We start from the raw sequence: 19294 nt of genomic DNA on the forward strand, positions 1-19294 counted from the left end.
GTGAGTGGCATATGCATTGGGCGTATGAAGTAGCACATGAATTAATTAGAAAACATCCAAACAAAGAAACTTTTGTTTGTGCAGCTGGAATTAGTCCATCTGGTTCTGTTCATATTGGGAACTTCCGTGAAATAGTAACGACTTATTTCGTTGTAAGGGCTCTGCAAGATTTAGGGAAAAAGACTCGGTTTATCTTTTCATGGGATGATTATGACAGGTTTAGAAAAGTTCCTAAAAATATTGATCCTTCTTTTGCAAAATATATTGGTATGCCATACTGTGATATTCCAGATCCGTATGGGTGTCATAACTCGTACGCAGAGCATTTTGAAAAAGAGTTTGAGGAATCGCTTCAAGCATTTGGAATTGAAGTAGAATTTATTTATCAACATGTTGAATATAGAAGCGGAAGGTATAACGAAAACATATTAGAGTCTTTGTATAAAAGAAAAGAAATATATGATATTTTAATGGGTTTTAAAACAGGAATACACCGCGAAGAAGATAGAGAAAACTTTTATCCCGTTACGTTATATTGTGAGAGCTGCGGGAAAGATGCAACAACTATTACCCATTTTGATGAAGTATTAAAAACAGTTCGGTATGACTGTGAATGTGGAAATCAAAATAAATTATCCGTATTAAATACAAGTCAAATGAAACTGAATTGGAAAATCGATTGGCCGATGAGATGGATGATAGAGGATGTTATTTTCGAACCGGGCGGAAGAGATCATTCATCGGAAACTGGTAGTTATAATGTATCAAAAGAAATTGCAAGGAAAATATTCAATTGTGAAGCCCCTCAATTCGTTGCTTATGATTTCATTGGAATTAAAGGGCATCATGAAAAAATGTCCAGTTCTTCAGGGAATAGTATTACACCTAGCGACTTATTAAAAGTGTATGTACCAGAAGTAATTCTTTTTATGTTTGCAAAATATAGGCCCGGCGCAGCTTTTCACATTGGGCTTGATGAAGATGTAATTCGCAATTATACAGAGTATGAGAGATTGAAGGATAGTTATGAAAATAAAACACTCAAAAATGAAGATTTATTTGATGCAATTAAACTTTCTAGACTAGATAGCCGATTTAAAGAATATCCAAAGTTCAATCAAGTAGCAGGAACTTTACCGTTATTAAATTTTGATGCATCTATTTTACAAGATATATTAGAGAAAATAGATAGGAGCTATGCATTACCTGAAATGATAGCGATAAGTAATCGTGCTGAGTATTGGATAAGAAACTTTCAATCTAAAAAATTAATTGCGGTAAATAAAGAGAAAAATATGGAGTTTTATAACACATTGGATGAAAGGCAGAAAAAATGGCTAGTAGAAGTTTGTAAAATACTTTGTTCTAATAACGATCATTCTAAACTAATGGAGCAATTGTATACGATTTGTCATCATGAAAATAAAAAAATAATGAAAGAAAATCAAAAACAATTATTTACCATTATTTATAGGCTCGTTATGAATCAATCAAGTGGTCCACGTATACCGTTATTAATACATGTGGTAGGCATTGAAAAATTCATCACATTATTAGATTTCTAAAAAATAAAGGAAACGCAAGTACTCAGAGATCTAAGTACTTGCGTTTCATATTTTGCTACCGTGAATACATTTTCGGACATTCATCACCACGTGGTTCATAAAAACAATGACTTTTAAACTGTCCCACAAACGGCTGATTATACCATTCAGGTGGACAAGCACCAACTGGACGAAAATACCAAAGAGCCCATCGTGCTGGCCAGCGCCATTCACCTTGTAAAACTTTTCTTGCGATTTCTTTTTCTGATTCACGGGCACGTTGATAAAAGTAACCGTATTGAACTGCTTCGAATCCGCCAGGGCTTTGATATACTGCATCACGCACAGATCGAAGCTCTTTAAAATCTAAACAATCACAAAACACACGATTTACGACAACGCAGCCAACAAGTTGTTCACCTTGTCGTCCTTCGCCCTCAGCTTCAGCACGGATTAAACGTGCTAGTAAATCAACGTCACTTTCGTTGTATGGAATAAGGGGCATTGTAATACCACCTTTCTTTACCTGTTATAGTAAAGAGTGTATGTTTCAAAATGAGCTAAGTGCATTTTTCTTGAAAATAACTACTAATTTTAAAAAGGAGCTTATACAGATAAAAGCTAATTATTATATAGAAGATAAAAACGAAAAAGGAGAGGTACTATGCATCGTATTCATAAAGAACATATCATTTACGCAATGTCACCAGAAAATAATCCATGTATTGAAGTAGAAATTGGGAGCCGTCTTGTATTTGAAACATATGATTGCTTTGAAAATCAAATTGATTCTGAAGATGTTGTGTTTCAAGAGTTAGATTGGAATCGAATTAATCCAGCAACTGGGCCTGTATATATTAAAGGCGCAGAACCTGGCGATATTTTAGTCGTAACGATTGAAAAGATTAAAATTGCAGGGCAGGGCGTTTTAACGACAGGTGCGAACCTTGGTGTAATGGGTGATAAGTTAAATGAAAATACAGTAAAAATTGTCCCAATACATAATGGATATGTTTCATTCTCAAATGAACTGCAAATTCCAATTAATCCAATGATTGGTGTGATTGGTACTGCACCGAAAGAAGAGAGTATTTCATGTGGCACACCGCATGATCATGGTGGGAATATGGATTGTAAAGAGATAAAAGAAGGAACAACGTTATTATTACCTGTAAATGTTCCTGGTGCTCTTTTGGCATTAGGTGATTTACACGCTGCGATGGGTGATGGTGAAATTGGTGTTAGTGGAGTAGAGGTTGCTGGAGAGGTAACTGTAACTGTTCAAATTATAAAAGAAAAGAAATGGCCACTACCGATGGCGATCCAAAAAGAAAAAATAATGACAATTGCTTCAGAGAAATTGTTAGATAATGCAGCGAATCGTGCTGTACGTAATATGGTGACATTTTTACATGAAGAATTAGAAATGTCTAAAGCTGATGCAACTCTTTTATTATCAGCAGCAGGTAATTTAAAAGTATGCCAAGTTGTGGATCCACTGAAAACAGCGCGGATGGAACTAGGAAGGGAATATGTGGAGAAGTTAGGGTTTTCTCTAAGTCAATTTCATATTAAATAAAAAAAATAGAAAAAGGATACTTTTGTATAAAAGTATTCTTTTTCTATTTTACGGATTTTGTGAAAAGAGGTAGTATTTATTTATATAAGTATATTTGAGATTGTGGATCAAAAAGGAGTTCAGAAATGGTCAAAATTATGATTGTTGAAGATGATATGAAAATTGCGGAGCTATTATCAACATATGTTGCGAAATACGGTTACCAAGGAATTATTGTAACGGATTTTCAAAATGTGTTAGACATATTTTTAAAAGAACAACCGGAGTTAGTTTTATTAGATATTAATTTACCAAGTTTTGATGGTTACTATTGGTGTCGTCAAATTCGCGGGGTTTCCACATGTCCGATTTTATTTATTTCGGCCCGTGAAGGTACGATGGATCAAGTTATGGCGTTAGAAAATGGTGGCGATGATTTTATTCCGAAGCCGTTTCATTATGAAGTTGTAATGGCGAAAATTCGTAGTCATTTAAGACGTGCTTATGGAGACTATGCACCGAAACTAGAAGAACGAATGGTTGAGCAACAAGGTCTTAGTTTATATCCCGAAAGACTTGTATTAAAACTTAGGAACCAAGAGATTGATATAACGAGAAACGAAGCCATTTTATTAGAGATGTTAATGAAAAACTATCCGCGTGTTGTGAGTAGGGAAGTATTATTAAATAAATTATGGGATAGTGAATCCTATGTTGATGATAATACATTAAGTGTAAATACAACACGTGTGCGTAAAAAGTTAAAAACGTTACAAATTGAAGGAGCAATTGAAACAATTCGTAGTGTTGGGTATAGATTACATATTACTTGGGATAATGGTATGGAAAAATGATAAGGTTGTTTATACGTGATCATATACCACTTATTTGTTTTACTGCGATCCAACTACTAGCCATATTCTTAGTTTATTGGTTTGATGGACATAATCATATTTCAACGGCATTATATGCAATGTTTTTAGGTGCTTTTTTTATGGTGAGTTATTTAGTATTTCGTTATTTTACACATCGATCTTTTTATGAACGTTTAGCAAACCCAATGCAATCTTTGGATGAGTCTGTTCAAAAATCTGATTTTGCAGTTTTATCTACTGCTCTCCAAGATTTGCTCGAAGTACAATATCGACATTATCAAAATCAGCTCCAGTTACAAGAGAGAAAAAATAATGATCATTTAACCTTTATGAATCAGTGGATTCATCAAATGAAAACACCTTTATCTGTAATAGAATTAATTACACAAGATGAAGTGGATTCGCGTTTTGAAAGTATTAATGAGGAAACGGATCGGTTGAAAAAGGGGTTAGAGATGGCACTATATGTCGCACGTTTAGAGGCATTTACACAAGATTTTTATGTGGAAAGAGTACAAATACATAAAATAGTGAATGATTCTGTACATGAACATAAACGCTTTTTTATCCGGAATTTCGTATATCCAGAGCTTGAAATTGATAAGGGTATTACTGTAGAAAGTGATGCGAAATGGTTACAATTTTTAATTGGACAAATTATATCGAATGCAATTAAATACTCATCAGGTAGTAGAGAAAAGATTAAAGTGAAAGCTTGTAAGGAAGGTAATACAGTTGTGCTTGAAATTATCGATAATGGCGTAGGGATACCGAAGCAAGATTTACCAAGAGTATTCAAACCCTTCTTTACAGGAGAAAACGGTAGAGATTTTAAAGAATCAACTGGAATGGGGCTCTATCTTGTATATGAAATTACGAAACAATTAGGACATAGTGTAGAAATCCATTCAGAAGTTGGTAAAGGTACCGTTGTACGAATAATATTTTTTAATGTGTAACAAGTGATCAAGGCTAAAGAACTTTGGAGATAAGTTTTTTAGCCTTGTTTTGTATCACTTGGGAATAAAGAATTATTTACCTAAGAGAAGTAAAAGCGAATTGTTTATTATTCGGTTATGGTAGGGGGATTGTAATGGATATTCGTAAAATGAGATATTTCATAACAGTGGCAGAAGAATTAAACTTTAGTCGTGCAGCAGAGCGTCTTATGATGGCACAACCTCCTTTAAGTCAAGAAATTCGTAAATTAGAAGAAGAGTTAGGAGTTCAACTTTTTCATCGAACGAAAAGAATGGTTGAACTTACGGATGCTGGAAAAATATTTTTAGAAGGTGCGCGGCAAACATTGCTTCAAGTAGATAGAGCTATTAAAGAAACACAGCTTGCGGATGAAGGGAAGATAGGACATTTAATAATCGGTTTTGTAGATTCTACAGAAACCGTAATAGAGATATTAAAAAAATTTCGAGAACGTTTTCCTAGAATACAGCTTATATTACGCGAGATGACAACAGACCAGCAAATAAAAGCGTTATATGAAAAACAAATTCATATTGGATTTATTCGTTCCAAGCAGAATAATGAAATATTAGCTTCCGAAGTTTGTTCTGAAGAATGTTTGAAATTAGTTTTGCATCAAGATCATCCTTTAGTTTCGTTACCTAACATTTCAATCAAATCATTAGTTGATGAACCATTTATTTTATTTCCTCGTCATTTCGGTACTAACTTTTATGATTTAATTATTAGTTACTTTTGGGAACATGGAGTAAGTTTAAATATTGTTCAAGAGGCGATCCAAATGCAAACGATTGTGAATTTAGTTGCAGCAGGAATGGGGATTTCTGTCGTTCCATCATCGGTGGAAAGTTATAAAAAATCGGGTGTCATGTATAAAGACATTCAAGAAAATACACCGAAAATAAATTTATATGTTGGATGGAGACAAGATGAAAAGTCTGTCGTGTTAGAGAACTTCTTAACAGTTGTTAGAGAGGTTTATGCGACTTCACAATTTGAATTTGAAAAGTAAAAGCCCATCTTGATAGGATGGGCAGTGGGAATTTGGAAAGGGAAACTTCTATTTTTATTTTAAAGTAAATGATGATTCAACCTGTTTTACTCGGATCGTACTCAACGAAACCTTTTAGTACGCTATCAATTTGATCCATAATTTCAGGTTGCAATTTAACACTAGAAGCAATTACGTTTTCTCTTATTTGCTCCGGATTTGATGCGCCAATAATTGCAGATGAAACAGCTGGATTTTGTAGCACCCAAGCAACTGCGAGTTGAGATAAGGTAAGATCATTTTCTTGCGCGATGGGATTAAGTTCCTGAATAGCAGTAAGTACATCTTCATTCATCCACCGTTGTACGAGTTTGTTGAAAAATGGTTTTCCCGCATCTGAATTAGCACGTGATTGAGTGGGGATTGGTTTACCTGGTTGATATTTTCCAGTGAGAATACCTTGTGCGAGGGGAGACCAAACAACTTGACCAAGTCCTTCACGTTGACATGTTGGTATTACATCCGTTTCGATCACTCGCCACAACATCGAATATTGAGGTTGGCTAGCAATAAGAGGAATGTTCAATTCTCGGGCAAGTGCTGCACCGCGGGTGATTTGTTCCGATGTCCATTCACTTACACCTAAATAAAGGACTTTCCCTTGTCTTACAAGATCTGAGAAAGCTAACATTGTTTCTTCCAGAGGAGTTGTTGTATCAAATCGATGTGCATAATAGACATCAATGTAGTCTGTATGTAGCCGTTGTAACGATGCGTTACAATTTTCTATAATATGCTTTCGCGATAAACCTCGATCATTTTTTCCAGGTCCGGTCGGATGGCATACTTTTGTACAAAGTTCTATACTTTCTCGGCGTATACCTTTCAAAGAGCGGCCAAGTACTTCCTCGGCTATCGTATCCGAATAAACATCAGCAGTATCGAATGTTGTAATACCGACATCTAGTGCGGCTTTCACACAATCATTTGCAGTATCTTCATTTACTTTTCCGCCATGGTTTATCCAGTTCCCGTATGCAATCTTACTTACTGTTAATCCACTGTTTCCTAGTTTGCTAAATTCCATTGTAGAAGCCCCCTTAAAAATGATATCTTTATTATAAGAATTGAAATGTAATATGTATAATATATAATTAATCATAAATTTATATAAAAATTATATAAGAGGGAGTGCTTAGAAGTTTACTACTAGGGAAATCTAAAGCCAGTAGTACAACAAATGTGGTTTGTGCTTGATCGATATGAAGTTCAGATATGATAAATAGATCTAAAAGAGAGCAATCTTTATAACAGCACATATAATTACATTTACTCATACAGTACTAGTATGGTACAATATGGTTACTAATGACGGAAAGGAATGATGGGTGGACGATGATTAACTAATCTTATTTTTAAATGTTGAAATTAAATAAATTTCAATTTGTAAAAAATAGGATTAGTCTACCCAATTCCATTCAACGGTATTGCTATTTATTATGCGTAATAGCTTATTTGGGTATAAATATGTTAACGACTAATCCTGCCAAATTAATTTGGGAGGATTTTTTTATTCTCCCTTAATGAAAGGGATCGGTAATATGAAAGAACTTTTAAAATTAAATGATGTGTATGTTGAAATAAAGGAAAATACTTTATTAGAGAAAATGAATGTTACAGTAAAACAAGGAGATGTTATCGGATTAATTGGTAAAAACGGTGCCGGTAAATCAACGTTACTTCAATTAATAAATGGGAAGATTGAACCATCAAAAGGTACTGTTGAATGGCAGCAAATGAATATGACAACGGCATATGTTGAACAAGAAAAAGAATTTTTTGTTAGTAAAGATATGATTGCAAAAGAAGCAGAACTTCTTGCAAAATGGGGCGTGCCAACGAACGATTTTCATACTTTAAGCGGTGGTGAAAAGCTGAAAATTCGATTAGCAAAAGGATTTGCCGAAAATCCTAATGTCTTAATATTAGACGAACCGACAAATCATTTAGATGAAATGAGTACGGAATTTCTCATTAAACAAATAAAAAATATGAAAGGTACAGTTATCGTTGTATCGCACGATCGATACTTTTTAGATGTTGTCGCAACGAAAATATGGTCAATTGAGGAAAAGAAACTAATTGAGTATAGCGGTAATTATACGAGTTATATGAAAGCACGTGAGCAAAGAAGATTGACGCAGCAGCGTGAATATGAAAAACAACAAAAAAAGATAGAACAAGTAGAAACACATATAAAAGAATTAAGTTCATGGTCACAAAAGGCACACGCACAGTCTACAAAACAAGAAGGAGTTAAAGAGTTTTATCGTGTAAAAGCGAAGCGAATGGATGCGCAAGTGAAGTCAAAACGAAAACGCCTCGAAAAAGAGTTAGAGAAAACGAAAGTAGAACGTGTAAAAGAGGAGTATTCAGTTGAATTTTCTATTCAAGCGAGTAAAAAAGTAGGAAAACGTTTCTTAGAAGTAAAACAATTGCGGAAAGAATTTAATAAACGGACATTATTTGAAAACGTTAATTTTACAATTCAGCATGGTGAGAAGGTTGCGATTATTGGACCAAACGGTAGTGGGAAAACAACTTTACTGAAGATGATTATGGGAACAGAAACTGCTGAAGGAGAAGTATGGATTTCACCATCAGCAAACATCGGTTATTTAACACAAGAAGTATTTGATTTACCACTGGATAAATCACCAGAAGATTTATTTTTCAAAGAGACATTTGAAGAAAGAGGAAAAGTCCAAAATTTAATGAAACATTTAGGATTCCAAGCTTCTCAATGGAAAGAGCCGATTGAGCATATGAGTATGGGGGAACGAGTAAAATGCAAGTTAATGGCTTATATTTTAGATGAAAAAGATGTACTTATTTTAGATGAACCGACGAATCACCTTGACCTCCCTTCACGTGAACAGCTTGAAAATACATTAGCTGAGTATAATGGAACACTCGTTATCGTTTCTCACGATCGATATTTTCTAGAGAAAACAACTAACACAAAACTCGTGTTTTTAAACAATACGATACAAAAGCAGCTCGAAGAACCTACGAAAACAAGAGATGAAATTGAAGAGATACGTTTAACGTTAGAAACAGAAAGACAAGAAGTATTAGGGAAATTAAGCTTTTTAACTTCTAAAGACAAAGAATATAAAAAACTTGATGAACGGTTTATGGAACTTACGAAGCAGATAAAGGCGCTTTAATGTAATTATGGTACCTCTTGCTATGAGGTATCTAGCATTATTTTGTAACTAAGGGGGATTAACATGGGAGAAGAGAGTTCGGCTAATTTATTTAGAATAGACTGTGGAGATATATACTTGCAAGAGTTTACTATCAAAGATGCGGAGAGCATTTATAAAATATCGAATCAACCGGAAATAGAAAAGTTTTTACCAGACTGGAAATCAACGAAAGAACAGAGGGCTCATTGGATTATCAATGATGAAATACCAGCAAATAAAGCATTTCTTAATGCAGTGACAAATACATGTAACATAGATGATCATATATTAAAGCTAGGAATATTTAATAAAGATACAAATGAATTTATTGGATGGTGCTGCACAAGCATTAAAGAAGAACTCCCTTCACCAAATAGAGAAATAATGTATGCTATTTCAAGCGAGTATCAAAACAATGGTTACGCTACGAAAGCGACTAAAGGGTTAATTGATTATTTGTTTAAAAATACAAATGTAGATATCCTCAACGCAATTGCTTTAATTAACAACGTACCATCAAATAAAGTTATTGAAAAATGTGGATTTACTTATATGAGCCAACAGACGATAGAAAACCAACTATATAATCATTATTTATTAAGCAAATCAGAGTGGATAAAGAATATTGCTCTTTAAAAGGAGTTATAATGGAATGAAATGATTTTAAAAAAGCTTAGAGCTAAATCTCTGAGCTTTTTTATGTACTATTTACTTTTTGATTTTAATTGTGAATTATAAGTTGTTATTCATCATTTTGAAGTTCTATAGTTATTTTTTATAATATATTGCATGTTGTTAATAAAGAATATAAGTTGTCCGGGCGATCAGAGATAAGTAGCATTGTATTTCACGCTACTATGTATATGTTATAAGATAGATATACGTCGGTTATAGTTTGAAAACAGATTTGTTATCAGTTTTTTCAGAAACCTTACAAGCGTGTAAGATAAATGAAAGATGAATCAATATGTGCTATAAGACAATTCATTTACACTATATTGTGAGAAGTGCAAATGAAGGGAGAATATAAATGGAAATTTTACATGCAAAAAGTATTAGTAAAGTATATAAAGGGAAAGTACCTTTTAAAGCATTGGTAGATATTGATTTATCAATTCAAGAAGGTGAATTTATAGGGATTATGGGGCCATCAGGGAGCGGGAAAACAACGTTATTAAATATGGTATCTACTATCGACTCTCCAACATCGGGAGAAATATTAATAAATGGTACAAATCCTTTCCAGTTGACATCAGATAATTTGGCTTTATTCCGTAGGAAACAATTAGGATTTGTTTTTCAATCATTTAATTTACTTAGCACACTTACAGTAAAGGAAAATATCGTATTGCCGATGACATTAGATGGTGTTTCTGTACAAGAAATGAACAAACGAGTTGAAGAAATTGCAGAGAAATTAAATATTACAGATATATTGAGTAAAAGAACTTTTGAAATTTCAGGGGGGCAAGCTCAAAGAACAGCAATCGCTCGTGCAATCGTTCATAAGCCGCAATTATTACTTGCAGATGAACCAACAGGGAATTTAGACTCTAAATCTTCAAATGATGTAATGGAGATGTTAGATACTCTAAATAAAGAAGAAAAAGCTACGATGATGTTAGTTACACATGATCCATATGCAGCGAGTTTTTGTAGCAGAGTCATATTTATTAAAGATGGTCAACTATATAACGAAATTTATTGTGGTGAAAGCAGGCAAGCATTTTATCAAAAGATTATGGATGTCCTTTCTTTGTTAGGAGGGAAAAGGCATGACTTTTCGTCAGTTCGCATTTAACAATATTTTTCGCAATAAGCGTACATATGCTGCTCATTTTTTAAGTAGTGCATTTTCTATTATGATTTTCTTTACGTATGCTCTTTTATTATTTCATCCTGATTTACAAGGTGAGTTGAAATCGACAAGTGCAACAATAAGTGCATTTGGTACATTGGGATTTTCAGTTTCGCAAGGCTTGATTTTTGTATTTTCATTTTTCTTCATTCTATATTCAGTTAGTTCATTTTTAAAAACGCGTAAGAAAGAATTTGGGATATTAATGATGCAAGGTATGTCAATGAGACAGCTTAAGAAATTATTATTAATTGAAAATATGTTGATTGGACTTGGCTCAATTTGTATAGGGATTTTCATAGGACTCATATTTTCTAAACTAGTCTTATTGATAAGCGCTAGTGTATTAATGATTAATAATGGTTTACCTTTTTATATACCAGTGCGGGCTGTATTATTAACAGTTATCACATTTCTTTTCTTGTTTTTAATCGTTTCACTATTTACATTTAAAATGATAAAAGTAACGGAACTCGTGGAACTTATTCGAGCAGAGGAAAAGCCAAAACCTGAACCGAAATCTTCAGTTTTATTATCGCTACTTTCTTTAATTAGTATAGGGTATGGATATTTTTCAGTATTTCGCTTTATCCCAAGTACTAATTTTATTACGCTTGGAATAGGGGTGCTCCTAGTAATTATAGGAACGTATTTTTTATATACACAGTGTAGCGTTTATATATTGCACCTTGCGAAAAGGAGAGAATCTTTCTTTTTAAAGAGAACAAATATATTAACATTTTCTGAGTTAATTTACCGTATGAAAGATAATGCAATGATGTTTTTTATAGTATCTATTGTTTCAGCAGTTGCATTTACAGCGATTGGTACAACAGCTGCAATTGGAAATAGGGATTTGGTAAGGATGACAAATCCGTATACATTTTTGTATGGAAGTTTTGAAAACGACAAAGTATTAAATAAAAATCTTTCTATTATAAAAAAACACCTTTCTGATGCTAATATTCCGTATCGAATGGCTTCATCTTCATATATATACACGGAAAATGGTGTAGATGTAATGAAGTTAAGTGAATATAACGATCTTGCTAAAGCACTAGGCTATCAACAAGAAACAATCGAAAAAGAAGATGAAATTTTATTAATTCCTGGAGTCGTATCACAAAAACAAGAATTTAAAAATGGCGAGTATAAAAAGAATATAGAAGTCATTCAAGGAGATTGGACAAAGACATTTCATGTGAAAAAAGCTGTAGAAAATTTAGTTTTACCACATGATTCTAGAACTATTTATATCGCTGTTAAAGATCAGGTATATGATGGAATACCTCTTACTAGTGACCCAGTTAATAAAGACATTCAATATCGTACTTACGGATTTGTTGTAGACGATTGGATGAAAACGAAGGGAATTTCAAACGAATTAATTAGTAGATTTGAGAAAGATACTAGAGTAGGTAATTTTCAATTTCGGGCTTTAACTATAGATTTGTTAAGTGCGAAGCAAACGAATGGGCTATTACTTATGGCAAGTGTTTTAGTCGGAATCGTCTTCTTTACATTCGCCGCTAGTTTTATTTATTTCCGATTATATACAGATTTGGATCGCGATCAACAGCAATATAAAATGATTTCGAAAATGGGATTAAGTAAACGAGAATTAAAAAAAATTGTAACGAGACAGTTATTATTAATGTTCTTCTTACCGATTGTCGTTGCAGTGATTCATACTGTAGTCGCTTATATAGCATTACAGCAATTAGTCGATTTTTCTATAATTAATAGCTCTATCGTTATTTTAATTTCATTTATATGTATACAAATATTATATTTCTTTATAACCCGTTGGCGTTACCTGCAAAAGCTTTATAAGGTTATGGAGCAATAGAGTTTATTAGCTTGTAAGACTACATTAAAGTATGTGGAAAAAATGAACTGTATGATGAAAGGAAACGCGATGAAAAGAACTTTAACTATTTTTATGTTAACGATACTACTATTAATAAGTTTTAGTGCATGCTCTAAAAAGGAAAATCCATTTCCTGCAAACGGTTTATTAATCATTGGAGATGAAAATAAAATTTCACCAATTATTAATCGTTATCAAGAAATTACGAAAGAAAATGAAGTGTTTTCTGTGAAAAAAGGTAAAGTTGGAAATGGACAGGTATTAATTTTAAATGAATCTACAGCACAAGCATTGATTAAAGAAAAAGTTTTTCGTAAACGAGATAATGGCTCCAATTATATTATAGATACGTTACCGAAATTCCCAAAAGAAGGTTCGCTGTTGTTTACACATGAAGACGAAAAGAAGATGAAAAGTATTGAATTAGAAGGAAAAGAGATTCCAGTTTCATACGATAGTGACGCTTGGATAGGTAACACTCGTAAATATCCAACGCAATGGTATGTGATTGTAGCACAAAATAGTGTGTATAAAGAAATAAAGGTAAATGAAACGAAAATGCACCTTCTTCATCTGAAAAAATCTTTAGGAGATGAAAAACCTAAAATGTCGACAGATAATACATTGGTTAATGAAAATGTCAAAGTAACAAGGCTAATTAAAGGTTTGGAAGGAGAAGTATCTTTTCAGTTTGTAACGGTTGGAGAAAAATCTTAAAAAAGAGTTCAAGGTTGATAAAAACTTTATCAATCTTGAACTCTTTTTAGTTTATAGACCAATCAAATATTATGCTTTACATTACTTCATCTAATCGAGCCTCACTCGTTTCTTCAATTGCATTTGAATTTTGAACTGAATCATTTTGAGCTTCTTTTTCTTTACGAGACTTTTGTAACATTTCTAAAATCATCCATAAAGGTATACCTTTGTCTTTTAGCATTTTCCATAAGTCTAATTCGCTAAATTTATGATCCGATTGTTTCATTTCTTGTTCAGATGTACGAATATCAAATTTGATTAGATCATTAGATTTCTTATCTTCAAGCTTAGTAGAAGAGATAGTATTATGCTCAAGATTAGATGGGGTTATTTTAGAAGGTAGAGATAATGTATGAATGTTTAATCCGATTTGCATGCTTTTTTCCTCCTTTTCAATCAATGAAATTAGTTTTCTTATGATTTTTAAATCCATTTAACATGAGGAAACTATATTCAATTATAAATCCAAATAATAAGATTTACAAGTTGTGTTATAAAAAGTAAATGCTTACTAGAATTAATATTTATCAACATTTGTATATGTTTTCTATATATACAACGTATATAAAATACTTTACATTATGTTTAAGTTGCAAACTAATTTTGTATTTTTTTCTAAAGATAAATGTAAACGTTTTATTGAGGGGGAGAAAGTATGGGGAAATTATTTTTAAAAGTATGTTTTTTCGCATTAGTGACTGTTTGTTCATTCGCAGCGAAAACAACATACGCTGAAGAGAGACAACAAAATAATTATCCTATCATTTTAGTGAATGGATTTGCTGGATGGGGTAGAGAGGAAATGCTAGGGGTAAAATATTGGGGTGGTGTTCATGATATACAAGAAGATTTAAAAAGAAATGGTTATACAGTACATACTGCAGCTGTTGGGCCAGTTTCTAGTAACTGGGACCGTGCATGTGAATTATACGCACAAATAAACGGTGGAACAGTAGACTACGGCGCGGCGCATGCTGAGAAACATGGACATAATCGTTTTGGTAGAACTTATAGTGGATTTGCACCGAATTGGAGTGAAACAAATAAAGTTCATCTAGTTGGGCATAGCATGGGGGGACAAACGACAAGAACATTAGTGCAGCTACTAAAAGAAGGAAGTTATGAAGAAAAAAATTATGAAAAAAAACACCCGAGCACAAATATATCACCACTATTTGAAGGTGGTAAATCGTATGTTCATAGTGTTACAACATTAGCAACTCCTCACAACGGTACAACACTCGCGGATGGAAGTCTCCTGTTGCCGTTCGTTAAAGATTTACTCATTACAGCTGCCAGTTTAGGTGGAAACAATAATTTATCATTATATGATTTTAAACTGGATCAATGGGAGATAAAAAAGAATGCAGGAGAGTCCTTTTTCCAATATACTGATCGTATTTTAAATAGTTCAATTTGGGAAAATACAAAAGATATAAGTCAATGGGATTTAAGTACTGATGGAGCAAAGGAGTTAAATAATTGGGTAAAGACGCAATCGGATGTATATTACTTATCCTATAGTGGACATGCATCGCAAGCAGCGCCTATAACAGGTTTACATCTACCGCATATAACAATGAATAAAGTGCTAATGGGGAATGCATTCTTCTTAGGCTCTTATGCAAGATATGAAGAAAACCGACCATTAATAGATACTTCTTGGTGGCAAAACGATGGTGTAGTAAATACAAATTCTATGATTGCACCATCTTCTAATGCTACTGTAAATAATAATGAGTCATTACAGGTTGGAAAATGGAATCATATTGAAACGAAAGCAAATTGGGACCATCTTGATATGGTAGGGCTTAGTGTTTCAGACACGTTAGGTTTTTCTGACATTCAAGAGTTTTATAGAACAATTGCTGGAAAATTATCACGTCTACCGAAATAGATAATATAAAGCGCTCTCGATGGAATTCGAGGGCGCTTTATATTATATTGAAAGAGGGATTTGGTATAAAAATATGGGGGGATATTATGAAAATTCAAATTGTATTATCAGGATACGGGACAGTAGGAAGAGAGTTTATAAAATTATTAAATGAAAAATATTTATATATAAATGAAACATATGGAATAGATTTAGTGGTAAGTGGCGTATTAGGTAGAAATATTGCAATACATAATGAGGAAGGTTTAACTATTCATCATCTATTATCGTATGGTGGCGGTACTGCTGCAATTGAAAAATATATAGAACATCATCCGAAAGAACGTGTAACAAATAGCATAAGTGGTAATGTATTAGTAGAATCAACAGTTACAAATCTTAAAGATGGAAATCCGGGAAAGAAATATATTAAACAAGCGATTGAGAAACAAATGGATATAGTTGCAATTTCTAAAGGTGCACTCGTTACAAACTGGAGGGAAATAAATGAAGCGGCAAAAATGGCGAATGTACGGATACGATATAGTGGTGCAACTGCTGCGGCACTACCAACTTTAGATATTGGACAATTTAGTTTAGCTGGTTGCAATATTGAAAAAATAGAGGGAATATTAAACGGAACAACAAATTATATTCTTTCGAAAATGTATGGGGAAGATATTACGTTTGAAGAAGCACTGAAAGAAGCACAACATAAAGGAATTGCTGAGACGAACCCAGCGCTAGATGTAAGTGGTTCAGATAGTGCATGTAAATTGTTACTTTTAACAAACAGTTTAATGGGAGTAGAGTATACACTTACAGATATACATATAAAAGGAATCGAGCACGTTACAAAACAACAAATTCGAAATGCTAAGGAACAACATAAAATTATTAAATTAATAGCATCGGCGCATAAAGATGAGGAAGGCAATGTAAATCTAAATGTTGAACCGTGCGAAATAGATAAAGATCATCCGCTAGCAAAAGTAAATGGGACAGAAAAAGGAATTACGTTCATTACAGATACGATGGGACAAGTTACTACAATTGGTGGAGCTTCTAATCCACGCGGAGCTGCAGCTGCTGCTTTAAAAGATGTAATTAACTTATATCGTAAAGATTTGTCCCGCTATTTGTGAGCAGTAAAAACCCGATTGGTGTGGGCTAATAATCAGTGGGGGATGAACCATATAAAGTTTCACTTTATAAGACCGTACCGCCCTTTATAAAAAACACATATGTAGTGGACCTTTTGAGAATGAAATAAATATGTAAAAATAATTGCAGGGGGTAAGGAATTGTTTAAAGATTTTAAAGTTGTCAAAGATCGTCCTGTTTATATTCAATTGAAAGATTATTTAAAAAAGATGATTATGAAAGGACATTTGCTAGGGAACCAAAAGATCCCATCAACAAGGGAGCTGAGTGAATTACTATCTGTGAGCAGAAATACAGTACTCGCTGCTTATGCGGATTTAGAGCAAGAAGGACTCATTTATGCAGTTAAAGGAAAAGGAAATTTTGTTGCGAAGGTGGATATTTCTAACACTTCGTCTGTTGAAATAGATTGGAAAAATAAACTCAATACAGTTACCGCATTAGCGGATGAATTAGATTTAATGAAACATGGTGTTCGCTGGGAAAAAGGAATGATTGTTTTTAATAGTATAGCACCGGATGAAAAGCTATTTGATGTTGAAAATTTCAAAAGAGCTTTTCTTACTCGCATGTCCATTGAAGGGGATATCGTACTTAACTATGGATATGCAAAAGGTTATAGACCATTAATGAATTATTTACTTCATTACATGGAAATGAAAGGTGTAGATATTTCGAACAAAGATATTTTAATTACAAATGGATTTACAGAAGGATTAGATATTGTGCTATCCTCGTTATCGAAGAAATCAGGGCGGGTTATTTGTGAGAATCCGACTCATCATGCTGCATTGAAGCTATTTCGCTTACATGGACTTGAAGTTCATGGAATTAATATGAATGATGATGGTATTGATACGAATGAAGTAGAAAAAAGTTTACGTGAAAAGGATTTTGATTTCGCATATTTAATCCCTTCTTATCATAATCCAACGGGTATTGTTACGAGTTCGGAGAAAAGAACGGAATTGATGAGATTATTTTCAAAATATAAGATTCCTATTATAGAGGATGGATTTAATGAAGAATTACGTTATTCAGGTTCACATTTAGCGCCATTATTAACTTTTGCTGGGGCTGGTAATAATGTGATTTATATTAGTAGCTTTTCAAAGGTACTTTTCCCTGGTTTACGTGTAGGTTGGATCATTGCAGATAAAGAACTCATTCATTATTTAGAAAGTGTAAAAAGAGCAAGAACCATTCACACATCAACGTTAGATCAAGCTGTTCTGTTTCAATATTTACATGAAGGATATTTTGAAAAATATTTAAAAAAGGCAAGATCAGTTTATAAGAAAAAATATGAGTTAGCTGTTGGGGCGTGTAATCAGTACATTCCGTTTAAAAGAATGACTGGAGATGGTGGACTTCATTTGTTTATAGAGTTGGAAGAAAAAATTCAAGCCCGCGTACTTTTACAAAAGTGTTATGAGAAAGGAGTTACGTTTTCTCCTGGAGATGTTTTTTACTCTGATGGAGGAGGAACGAACACATTCCGATTAGGATTTTCACGTTTGAAAGAAAAGGAAATTGTTAGCGGGATTCAAATAATTGGTGAAATATTAAAAAATGAAACTTGGAGTTGAGAAAATGAGAATTGGCGTTATTATGGGAGGAGTTTCCTCTGAAAAACAAGTATCAATTATGACTGGTAATGAAATGATTGCACATTTAGATAAGAGTAAGTATGAAATAGTTCCAATTACGTTAAATGAAAAAATGGATTTAATTGAAAAAGCGAGAGACATTGATTTTGCATTGCTAGCATTACACGGAAAGTACGGAGAAGATGGTACTGTTCAAGGGACTCTCGAGAGTTTAGGTATTCCTTATAGCGGTAGCAATATGTTATCTAGCAGTATATGTATGGACAAAAATATTTCGAAAAAGATTTTGCGTTATGAAGGAGTAGAAACACCAGATTGGATTGAACTCACAAAAATGGAGGATCTAAAGCTTGAAGAGCTAGATAAGATAGGATTTCCGTTAGTGGTAAAACCTAACTCTGGTGGCTCAAGTGTGGGAGTCAAGATCGTCAATGATAAAAATGAATTAATCTCAATGCTGGAAACAGTATTTGAATGGGATTCTGAAGTAGTAATTGAGAAGTATATAAAAGGTGACGAGATTACATGTTCAATTTTTGATGGTAAACAGTTACCCATCATTTCAATTCGACATGCAGCTGAGTTTTTTGATTACAATGCAAAATACGATGATGTTAGTACAATTGAAGAAGTTATTGAACTTCCAGCTGAAATTAAAGAACGTGTAAACAAAGCGTCAATAGCTTGTTATAAAGCATTAAAATGTAGTGTTTATGCAAGGGTTGATATGATGGTGAAGGATGGAATTCCATATGTAATGGAGATTAATACATTACCAGGGATGACACAATCAAGTTTACTACCAAAAAGTGCAGATGCGGCTGGAATTAATTATAGTAAACTATTAGATATGATAATTGAAACTTCATTAAAAGTTAGGAAAGAAGAAGGTTTTTAAGATATTTGTACAATTAAAAATTTTGATAGTTCTACGAAGTATGCTATGATGATTACATT

General features: G+C 33.2%; 17 protein-coding genes. 14 read left to right on the top strand and 3 right to left on the bottom strand.

Going from position 1 to position 19294, the window contains the following annotated elements; all coding sequences use genetic code 11:
• Positions 1–11 precede the first annotated feature (11 nt).
• On the top strand, positions 12–1565 hold the full coding sequence (gene lysS / locus SJY24_RS16640) for a lysine--tRNA ligase (protein ID WP_377865495.1): 1554 nt from the start codon (positions 12–14) through the stop codon (positions 1563–1565).
• Positions 1566–1620: 55 nt separating this feature from the next.
• Here the strand turns inward: lysS and SJY24_RS16645 are convergent, their stop codons facing one another.
• Positions 1621–2049, bottom strand: coding sequence for a cell wall hydrolase (locus SJY24_RS16645; protein ID WP_002110230.1), 429 nt, complete (start codon positions 2047–2049; stop codon positions 1621–1623).
• Positions 2050–2208: 159 nt separating this feature from the next.
• On the opposite strand from SJY24_RS16645, the gene SJY24_RS16650 reads away from it, so the two are divergent.
• The 4 genes from SJY24_RS16650 (at position 2209) to SJY24_RS16665 (ending at position 5970) form a co-directional block, all read left to right on the top strand.
• Complete coding sequence (locus SJY24_RS16650) at positions 2209–3123, top strand: acetamidase/formamidase family protein (RefSeq protein WP_377865496.1); 915 nt, start codon at positions 2209–2211, stop codon at positions 3121–3123.
• 125 nt (positions 3124–3248) lie between these two features.
• Positions 3249–3956 carry a response regulator transcription factor gene (locus SJY24_RS16655; protein ID WP_377865497.1) on the top strand — a complete coding sequence of 236 codons (708 nt, stop codon included), beginning with the start codon at positions 3249–3251 and terminating at the stop codon, positions 3954–3956.
• Positions 3953–4936 (top strand): sensor histidine kinase, encoded by a 984-nt coding sequence (locus SJY24_RS16660; RefSeq protein WP_377865498.1) that lies wholly within the window; start codon positions 3953–3955, stop codon positions 4934–4936. Before SJY24_RS16655 ends, SJY24_RS16660 begins: the two co-directional genes overlap by 4 nt.
• A 134-nt stretch (positions 4937–5070) precedes the next feature.
• Entirely contained in the window at positions 5071–5970 is a 900-nt protein-coding gene (locus tag SJY24_RS16665; protein ID WP_377865499.1) for a LysR substrate-binding domain-containing protein, read from the top strand.
• Between the two features lie 76 nt (positions 5971–6046).
• Here the strand turns inward: SJY24_RS16665 and SJY24_RS16670 are convergent, their stop codons facing one another.
• Entirely contained in the window at positions 6047–7036 is a 990-nt protein-coding gene (locus SJY24_RS16670) for an aldo/keto reductase family protein (RefSeq protein WP_377865500.1), read from the bottom strand.
• A 514-nt stretch (positions 7037–7550) separates the two neighbouring features.
• On the opposite strand from SJY24_RS16670, the gene abc-f reads away from it, so the two are divergent.
• From abc-f to SJY24_RS16695, 5 genes are all read left to right on the top strand, one after another.
• Complete coding sequence (gene abc-f / locus SJY24_RS16675; protein ID WP_377865501.1) at positions 7551–9179, top strand: ribosomal protection-like ABC-F family protein; 1629 nt, start codon at positions 7551–7553, stop codon at positions 9177–9179.
• A gap of 63 nt (positions 9180–9242) precedes the next feature.
• Positions 9243–9836 (top strand): GNAT family N-acetyltransferase, encoded by a 594-nt coding sequence (locus SJY24_RS16680; RefSeq protein WP_377865502.1) that lies wholly within the window; start codon positions 9243–9245, stop codon positions 9834–9836.
• 394 nt (positions 9837–10230) lie between these two features.
• On the top strand, positions 10231–11001 hold the full coding sequence (locus SJY24_RS16685; RefSeq protein ID WP_002136646.1) for an ABC transporter ATP-binding protein: 771 nt from the start codon (positions 10231–10233) through the stop codon (positions 10999–11001).
• On the top strand, positions 10976–12907 hold the full coding sequence (locus SJY24_RS16690) for an ABC transporter permease (protein ID WP_377865503.1): 1932 nt from the start codon (positions 10976–10978) through the stop codon (positions 12905–12907). The genes SJY24_RS16685 and SJY24_RS16690 overlap by 26 nt, the downstream gene beginning before the upstream one ends.
• 54 nt (positions 12908–12961) lie before the next feature.
• Complete coding sequence (locus SJY24_RS16695) at positions 12962–13645, top strand: lipoprotein BA_5634 family protein (protein ID WP_377867264.1); 684 nt, start codon at positions 12962–12964, stop codon at positions 13643–13645.
• Between the two features lie 76 nt (positions 13646–13721).
• Here the strand turns inward: SJY24_RS16695 and SJY24_RS16700 are convergent, their stop codons facing one another.
• Positions 13722–14063, bottom strand: coding sequence for a DUF3914 domain-containing protein (locus SJY24_RS16700; protein WP_377865504.1), 342 nt, complete (start codon positions 14061–14063; stop codon positions 13722–13724).
• Positions 14064–14342: 279 nt separating this feature from the next.
• Between SJY24_RS16700 and SJY24_RS16705 the strand changes: the two genes are divergently transcribed.
• The 4 genes from SJY24_RS16705 (at position 14343) to SJY24_RS16720 (ending at position 19235) form a co-directional block, all read left to right on the top strand.
• Positions 14343–15584: an esterase/lipase family protein gene (locus tag SJY24_RS16705; protein ID WP_377865506.1), complete on the top strand. Its 1242-nt coding sequence runs from the start codon at positions 14343–14345 to the stop codon at positions 15582–15584.
• Positions 15585–15670: 86 nt separating this feature from the next.
• Positions 15671–16708, top strand: coding sequence for a homoserine dehydrogenase (locus SJY24_RS16710; protein ID WP_377865507.1), 1038 nt, complete (start codon positions 15671–15673; stop codon positions 16706–16708).
• 159 nt (positions 16709–16867) lie between these two features.
• On the top strand, positions 16868–18316 hold the full coding sequence (gene pdxR, locus SJY24_RS16715; protein WP_098498316.1) for a MocR-like pyridoxine biosynthesis transcription factor PdxR: 1449 nt from the start codon (positions 16868–16870) through the stop codon (positions 18314–18316).
• A gap of 4 nt (positions 18317–18320) precedes the next feature.
• A complete protein-coding gene (locus tag SJY24_RS16720) occupies positions 18321–19235 on the top strand; it encodes a D-alanine--D-alanine ligase (protein WP_377865508.1) in 915 nt (304 codons plus the stop codon).
• The last annotated feature ends 59 nt before the right edge of the window (positions 19236–19294 follow it).

The sequence above is a fragment of the Bacillus sp. R86525 genome (assembly GCF_042466195.1).
GTDB lineage: Bacteria > Bacillota > Bacilli > Bacillales > Bacillaceae_G > Bacillus_A > Bacillus_A nitratireducens.